Origin of the sequence: Enterobacter cloacae complex sp. GF14B, from assembly GCF_004136805.1 — a bacterium.
GTDB lineage: Bacteria > Pseudomonadota > Gammaproteobacteria > Enterobacterales > Enterobacteriaceae > Enterobacter > Enterobacter hormaechei_C.
Genome location: NZ_QFRV01000123.1, coordinates 1 through 7,477, shown reverse-complemented (window position 1 = coordinate 7,477; position 7,477 = coordinate 1). Strand labels below are relative to the sequence as shown.

Genomic DNA, 7,477 nt, shown 5'->3' with positions numbered 1-7,477 from the left:
CACCCGCATGATCGCCTTTACCCTGAACGGCCTGCTGGCGGCCTGCGCCGGGATTGTGTTTGCCGCGCAGATAGGCTTTGTGCCCAACCAGACCGGCAGCGGGCTGGAGATGAAAGCCATCGCTGCCTGCGTTCTGGGGGGCATCTCGCTGCTGGGCGGCACCGGCACGCTGGTCGGTGCGTTCCTTGGCGCGTTCTTCCTCACCCAAATCGATACCGTGCTGGTGCTGTTCAGGCTCCCGGCGTGGTGGAACGACTTTATCGCCGGGCTGGTGCTGCTGGGCGTGCTGGTGCTCGACGGGCGTCTGCGTCAGGCACTGGCGCGGCATCAGCGGGCGCTGAAATACAGCCGTTTCCAGCCCGGTAACAAAGGGGGAAAGCACGTTACCCCGTTTCCCAAACGCAAAAAAGAGGTGGCGTAAATGAGGCTTAACTGGGAAAGCGCGCTGCTGATTTTACTGGTGCTGGAGATCCTGCTCTTCGGGGCCATCAACCCGCGCATGCTCGACGTCAACATGCTGCTGTTCAGCACCAGCGACTTCATTTGTATTGGCATTGTGGCGCTGCCGCTGACGCTGGTGATTATCAGCGGCGGGATCGACATCTCCCTCGGCTCGACCATCGGCCTGTGCGCCATTGCGCTGGGCGTCATGATGCAGGCGGGGTGGCCGATGGCGGTCGCCGTTCCGTTGACGCTGCTGCTGGGTCTGCTGTGCGGGCTGGTAAACGCGGCGCTGATCCACTACACCGGCATCAGCCCGCTGGTGATCACCCTCGGCACGCTCTACCTCTACGGCGGGGGCGCGCTGCTGCTCTCCGGCATGGCGGGCGCGACGGGCTACGAGGGCATCGGCGGCTTCCCGGACAGCTTCACGGCGTTCGCTAACCTCACGGTGTTGGGTCTGCCGATCCCATTGGTCTTGTTCGCGGTAATCACCGTCTTCTTCTGGCTTATTACCCACCGCGGGCGCTTTGGCCGTCATCTGTTCCTGATTGGGCAAAACCCGCGCGCGGCGCGCTATGCGGCGCTGCCGGTGAACGGCATGCCCTACGTGCTGTACGGCCTGGTGGGCGTGGCCTCGGCGATTGCCGCGCTGGTGATGGTCTCCTATTTCGGCTCCGCGCGTTCGGATCTGGGGCGCGATCTATTAATGCCTGCGCTCACCGCCGCCGTGCTCGGCGGAGCCAATATCTACGGCGGGTCAGGTTCGGTTGTCGGTACGGCGCTGGCGGCGCTGCTGGTGGGGTACCTGCAACAGGGTTTACAGATGGTCGGCATCCCCAACCAGGTGTCGAGCGCGCTGTCGGGGGCGCTACTGGTTGTGGTGGTAATGGGGCGTTCGCTGAGTCTGCACCGCGAATGGGTGCGATCTCTCTTCAGAAAACTATCCGGAGCGTAAGATGAAAACAAAACTGCTCGTCCTGGCAATGGCCCTCAGCTTCGCTTCGGCGCAGGCGGCGGACCGCATTGCCTTTATCCCGAAACTGGTAGGCGTGGGATTCTTCACCAGCGGCGGCAACGGTGCGAAAGAGGCGGGGAAAGTTCTTGGCGTGGACGTGACCTACGACGGCCCGACCGAGCCGAGCGTCTCCGGTCAGGTGCAGCTCATCAATAACTTCGTCAACCAGGGCTATAACGCTATCATCGTCTCTGCCGTGTCACCGGACGGTCTCTGCCCGGCGCTGAAGCGCGCGATGCAGCGCGGCGTCAAGGTCCTGACCTGGGATTCCGACACCAAACCGGAGTGCCGCAGCATCTACATCAATCAGGGGACGCCGGAACAGCTGGGCGGCCTGCTGGTGGAGATGGCGGGCAAGCAGGTCACCAAACCGAACGCGAAAGTGGCGTTCTTCTACTCCAGCCCGACCGTCACCGACCAGAACCAGTGGGTGAAAGAGGCGAAGGCCAAAATCGAGAAAGATCATCCTCAGTGGCAGGTCGTCACCACCCAGTTTGGCTATAACGACGCCACCAAATCGTTGCAAACCGCCGAAGGGATCTTAAAGGCCTATCCGGATCTGGATGCGATCATCGCCCCGGACGCCAACGCCCTGCCGGCCGCGGCACAGGCGGCGGAAAACCTGAAGCGGGAAGGGGTGGCGATTGTCGGCTTCAGCACGCCGAATGTGATGCGCCCGTACGTTGAGCGCGGCACGGTGAAAGCCTTCGGCCTGTGGGATGTGGTGCAACAGGGCAAAATTGCGGTCAATGTCGCCGATCGTTTGCTGAAAAAAGGCGATCTTAACGTCGGCGACAGCGTAGACGTGAAAAATATCGGGACGCTGAAGGTCGAGCCGAACAGCGTGCAGGGCTACCAGTATGAGGCGAAGGGCAACGGCATCGTGCTGCTGCCGGAGCGCGTGGTGTTCACCAAAGAGAACATCAGCAAATACGATTTCTGACGGGGGAGCAAATGGCTGATTTAGACGACATCAAAGACGGCAAGGATTTTGGCATCGGTACGCCGCAGCAGAATGTGCCGTACACCCTGAAGGGCTGCGGCTCGCTGGAGTGGGGTATGCAGTCGAGGCTTTCGCGCATTTTCAACCCGCAGAGCAACCGCACGGTGATGCTGGCCTTTGACCACGGTTACTTTCAGGGACCGACCACCGGCCTTGAGCGTATCGATCTCTCCATCGCGCCGCTGTTTGGCGAAACCGACGTGCTGATGTGTACCCGCGGCATCCTCAGGAGCCAGGTACCTGCCGCGACGAACAAACCGGTGGTGCTGCGCGCCTCCGGCGGTAACTCGATTCTGGGCGAACTGTCGAACGAGTGCGTGGCGGTGGCGATGGAAGACGCGCTGCGCCTGAACGTCTGCGCGGTGGCGGCGCAGGTGTACATCGGAAGCGAGTTTGAGCATCAGTCGATCAACAATATCATCAAGCTGGTCGATGCAGGGGCGCGCTACGGCATGCCGACGCTGGCGGTGACGGGCGTGGGGAAAGAGATGGCGCGTGACGCTCGGTATTTTTCGCTGGCAAGCCGCATCGCCGCCGAAATGGGGGCGCAGTTCGTCAAAACCTACTATGTGGACGAGGGCTTTGAAAAAGTGACCGCCAGCTGCCCGGTGCCGATCGTTATCGCGGGGGGCAAAAAGCTGCCGGAGCACGAGGCGCTGGAGATGTGCTGGCGGGCGATTGACCAGGGCGCGTCCGGCGTGGACATGGGGCGCAACATCTTCCAGTCCAGCGCGCCGCTCGCCATGCTGAAGGCGGTGAAGAAAGTGGTTCACGAGAACTGGAATGCCCGCGATGCGTTCCAGTTCTGGCAGGAAGAGAAACAGGGAGAAGCAAAATGAACGTGACGCTGGTGGAGATCAACATTAAGCCCGAGCGGGTGGACGAGTTTCTGGAGGTATTTCGCGCCAACCACGAGGGGGCGATCAAGGAGCCGGGCAACCTGCGCTTCGACGTATTGCAGGACCCGCGGGTGAAAACCCGGTTCTTTATCTACGAAGCCTATAAAGACGAAGAGGCGGTGCTGGCGCATAAGCAAACCCCGCACTATCTCGCGTGCGTGGATAAGCTGGAGGAGCTGATGTCGGAGCCGCGCAAAAAACGCAGCTTTGTCGGATTGTTGCCGGAGTAGCGGTTTTGCCTGGTGGCGCTGCGCTTACCGGGCCTACGGGTACGGGGGGTGTTGATTTTGTAGGCCGGGTAAGCGCAGCGCCACCAGGCGTTGTTCACGCCAGCTCCAGCAACTGAATACGCGCCGTCGCGCCCGGCATCAGCTTTTGCAGATTGCTCACCAGCTCATCGCCAGCTTCCTGTAATGCCGCCAGCGGCATCGACGGCAGGCTTTCGAGAATAAACCACATGGACTGCGCCTGGCTGTCCAGACGCGTGCGTATCCCCTGTCGCCAGTTCCAGCGGCGGCAGGTGATGCCAAGATCGTCACGCCAGATAACTTCGCCTGGCTCCGGATTTTCGACTACCGGCTCACCCTCTTTGACGGTATCAAACGGCTCGCTGCCGTCGGCCAGCGTCAGGCGCGGCGCTCCCGAGTAAGCCGCCAGATTTTCTCCCCCTACCGGAATAGCGTAGCGGATACTGATGGCATTATAGATATCCACCACCGGGTCGAGCGGCGGCAGCGAACCGTCTCTCATCACGCGCTTGCGCAGGGCCGAGGCCGAGCAGGGCGTACGTTTGGGTTTTGCACCAAAGGCTTTAAACACCTCATCCCAGGCGGCGAGATGATTTTCTGCCCAGGGCACATCATCATTGAGCATCTGCTGGCAGGCCTGCGCCAGCGCAGCGGGCGCAACCTCCGGTTGGGTAATCGGGGCAGCTTCAACCAGAATGCTCAGCGCCCGAAAGCCGGGCGCGATCCCGACAAGTCGCGAATCTATTGACGGTGTTACAAGAGACATAAATAATCCTGTATTGACTGTTTTATACCATGGTAGTGACCAATGACCGATAAAGTCAATATAATGACCGATGCGGGTGCCGATGTTGCCCAGGTAAGCCTGGCCGTCGCGAACCGTATCCGCAGCTGGCGGAAAGAGAAAAAACTGTCGCTGGACGAGCTTTCTCGCCGCGCCAGCGTCAGCAAAGGCATGCTGGTGGAGATCGAAAAAGGGGCTGCCAACCCCAGCATTGCCATTCTGTGTAAACTGGCCGCCGCGCTTGGCGTCTCGGTGGCAGATATCGTTAACGTCTCCAGCGAGCCGCAGATACACATTATTCAGGAAGAGGCGATCCCGGTTCTGTGGCAGGGCGCACAGGGCGGTTACGCCAGATTGCTGGCAGGCACCGCAGGCCCGGATATGATTGAGCTGTGGCAGTGGGAGATGCATCCGGGAGAAACGTTCACCTCTCCGGGACATCCGGCGGGAACGTTTGAGCTGCTGCACGTGAACGAAGGCATGTTAACCCTGACGGTGGACGAGACGGTAACGCAGGTAGCTGCCGGGGCGTCGGCGGTGGCGAAAACGGAAGCGGCGCACGGCTATGCCAATGAAAGCGATACCGTGCTTCGCTTCACCATGACGGTGGCAGAGTTTCACCGATAAAAAGCAGCCCGGTGGCGCTACGCTTACCGGGCTTGCATATGCAGTATGTTGTAGGCCGGGAAAGCGTAGCGCCACCCGGCTTTTTTTACGCCTCTTCCACACTCACCCGCAGCGCCGCCAGCGCCTTACGCGCCGCCTTCAGCACCTGCTCACACTGCTCAATGGTGAGCGTCAACGGTGGTTCAATGCGGATGGTTTTCGAGTTGTTAAGCGTTCCCGCCACCAGTACCCGCTGGCGGAACATCTCGCTTGCGAAGCTATAACCGGTTTCGTTATCAACGAACTCAATCGCCATCAGCATCCCTTTCCCGCGCGCATCCTGTACCAGATCCGGGTATTCCCGGCCCAGCTGGCGGAAGCCGTCCAGCAGCATGTCGCCTTTCTGCTCCGCCTGCGCAGGCAGGTTTTGCTCCAGCAGCACGTTGATGGTCGCCAGCGCGGCCGCGCAGGCCAGCGGGTTACCGCCAAAGGTGGTGGTATGCAGGAATGGATTGTCGAACAGCACCGAGAACACCTCTTCAGTGGCGACCGTTGCGCCAATCGGCATCACGCCGCCGCCGAGCGCTTTTGCCAGGCACAGAATATCCGGCTGAACGTTCTCATGCTCACAGGCGAACATCTTGCCGGTGCGCCCCATCCCGGTCTGCACTTCGTCGAGGATCAGCAGCGCGCCAAACTCATCGCACAGCTGACGCACGGCGGGCAGATAGCCCTGCGGCGGGAGGATCACGCCGCCTTCACCCTGAATCGGCTCCAGGATCACCGCCGCCACGTCGTCGCCGGTTTTACGGCATTCGCCGAGCATGGTGCGCATGGCGTTGATGTCGCCGAACGGTACGTGGCGGAAGCCCGGCAGCAGCGGCATAAACGGTTTGCGGAAAGTGGATTTAGCGGTCGCCGACAGCGCGCCCAGGGATTTCCCGTGGAACGCGCCGCTGGTGGCGATAAAGGTAAATTTCCCGCGTGGCGACTGGTACGCTTTGGCGAGTTTAATCGCCGCTTCGACCGATTCGGTGCCGCTGTTGCTGAAGAAGCTGTATTTCAGTTTGCCGGGCGTTAAGGCTGCCAGCGTTTTCGCGAGCATGGCGCGAAGCGGATCGAGCAGTTCCTGGCTATGGAGAGGTTGTTTCGCAAGTTGATTCTGTACGGCGGAAACCACAACTGGATTACGGTGCCCCACGTTGAAAATACCAAAACCACCCAGGCAATCGATAAACTCCTGTCCCTGGGTGTCGACAAGCGTATTCAGACTGCCCGCTTGCCACTCTACGGCTCCGTAATCCCCGCCGGCGGTAACAGATTTGCGATACTCCAGAAAACCAGGATTCACATGCTCTTTAAAGTAATCAATGACCTCACGGTTAAGTTGTTTCATCTCCTCATGATCAAGCGTTCGCTTTTCAATGAGATTCAGTGCGTGCGCGGTACAGGCAAGAGCCGAGGCGCTGGAAGGTAACCTGTTCAAAATATGCTCCCGGGGATCGCGTATCACATGATACTGAGTTAATTATTGCAGGGATTACGCCACCTCAGATGCCTTAACAAAAATCGGGATAAACGCCAGGTGAAATCAAATTTGCACAATATTTAATCATGCCATTGCGCGCCGCACGGGATAAGGGATAACGAGCCGGGGATGGGGTGTCGTCAATTGCACTACTTCAGGGCAGGAAATGCGCCTTAAGTGTGCGCCGGGGGATCATGCTTTGTAGGTAGTTTCGTCTCGAAAGTATTTTAAATCAATTAATTAGAAAAACGCACGAAAAGTGCGGTTTAACCGAGATTTGCGATCTCAATCATATTTAACAACTAAAGATAAATTTTTTATCGCCGAAAAAACATAAGCCACAAAATAACATTCAAATAACCTGCAAGGGATGCTCACTATGTCCTCTCCTGACTATGTCACCCAGAATGAATATCCGCTGGACGATGACACCACGCTTATGTCGACCACCGACCTCCACAGCTACATGACCCACACTAACGACACCTTTGTGCAAGTGAGCGGCTTTACGCTCCAGGAGCTGCTCGGGCAACCGCACAACATTGTGCGCCATCCGGATATGCCGAAAGCGGCTTTTGCCGACATGTGGTACACGCTGCAAAAGGGCGAACCCTGGAGCGGGATTGTCAAAAACCGACGTAAAAATGGCGATCACTATTGGGTACGCGCCAATGCGGTACCGATGGTGCGTAACGGCCAGATGACGGGCTATATGTCCATTCGTACCCGCGCCACCGAGGACGAGGTCGCCGCAGTGGAGCCGCTTTATAAGGCGCTCAACGAAGGACGTAGCAAAAAACGCATTCATAAAGGGCTGGTGGTGCGCAAAGGCTGGCTCGGCAAATTACCGGCGATGCCGCTGCGCTGGCGCGTGCGCAGCGTAATGGCGGTACTTTTTGCGGTGATGGCCGCAACGCTGGTTGCCAGTGCCGCGGGCTGGGCTTCGCTGG

General features: G+C 59.1%; 8 protein-coding genes and 1 pseudogene. 7 read left to right on the top strand and 2 right to left on the bottom strand.

Annotation, left to right across the window (positions count from 1 at the left end):
* The 5 genes and pseudogenes from DD606_RS23010 to lsrG form a co-directional block, all read left to right on the top strand.
* A pseudogene (locus DD606_RS23010) lies at nt 1-421 on the top strand (autoinducer 2 ABC transporter permease LsrC); the annotation flags it as partial.
* Nucleotides 422-1,399, top strand: coding sequence for an autoinducer 2 ABC transporter permease LsrD (gene lsrD, locus DD606_RS23005; protein WP_023294622.1), 978 nt, complete (start codon nt 422-424; stop codon nt 1,397-1,399).
* A gap of 1 nt (nt 1,400) precedes the next feature.
* Complete coding sequence (gene lsrB, locus DD606_RS23000; protein ID WP_063869522.1) at nt 1,401-2,402, top strand: autoinducer 2 ABC transporter substrate-binding protein LsrB; 1,002 nt, start codon at nt 1,401-1,403, stop codon at nt 2,400-2,402.
* An 11-nt stretch (nt 2,403-2,413) separates the two neighbouring features.
* Complete coding sequence (lsrF, locus tag DD606_RS22995) at nt 2,414-3,301, top strand: 3-hydroxy-5-phosphonooxypentane-2,4-dione thiolase (protein WP_045350480.1); 888 nt, start codon at nt 2,414-2,416, stop codon at nt 3,299-3,301.
* A complete protein-coding gene (gene lsrG / locus DD606_RS22990) occupies nt 3,298-3,591 on the top strand; it encodes a (4S)-4-hydroxy-5-phosphonooxypentane-2,3-dione isomerase (RefSeq protein WP_003862606.1) in 294 nt (97 codons plus the stop codon). Before lsrF ends, lsrG begins: the two co-directional genes overlap by 4 nt.
* A 94-nt stretch (nt 3,592-3,685) precedes the next feature.
* Here lsrG and DD606_RS22985 read toward each other — a convergent pair whose 3' ends face one another.
* Nucleotides 3,686-4,375 (bottom strand): B3/4 domain-containing protein, encoded by a 690-nt coding sequence (locus DD606_RS22985; RefSeq protein WP_003862604.1) that lies wholly within the window; start codon nt 4,373-4,375, stop codon nt 3,686-3,688.
* Nucleotides 4,376-4,417: 42 nt separating this feature from the next.
* Between DD606_RS22985 and DD606_RS22980 the strand changes: the two genes are divergently transcribed.
* Complete coding sequence (locus DD606_RS22980; protein ID WP_023314879.1) at nt 4,418-5,020, top strand: helix-turn-helix transcriptional regulator; 603 nt, start codon at nt 4,418-4,420, stop codon at nt 5,018-5,020.
* 85 nt (nt 5,021-5,105) lie between these two features.
* Here the strand turns inward: DD606_RS22980 and ygjG are convergent, their stop codons facing one another.
* Nucleotides 5,106-6,485 (bottom strand): putrescine aminotransferase, encoded by a 1,380-nt coding sequence (ygjG, locus tag DD606_RS22975; protein ID WP_022651884.1) that lies wholly within the window; start codon nt 6,483-6,485, stop codon nt 5,106-5,108.
* A gap of 421 nt (nt 6,486-6,906) precedes the next feature.
* Here ygjG and DD606_RS22970 point away from each other — a divergent pair.
* Nucleotides 6,907-7,477: PAS domain-containing protein (locus tag DD606_RS22970; protein WP_129259209.1), on the top strand; the 571-nt coding region annotated here is incomplete at its 3' end.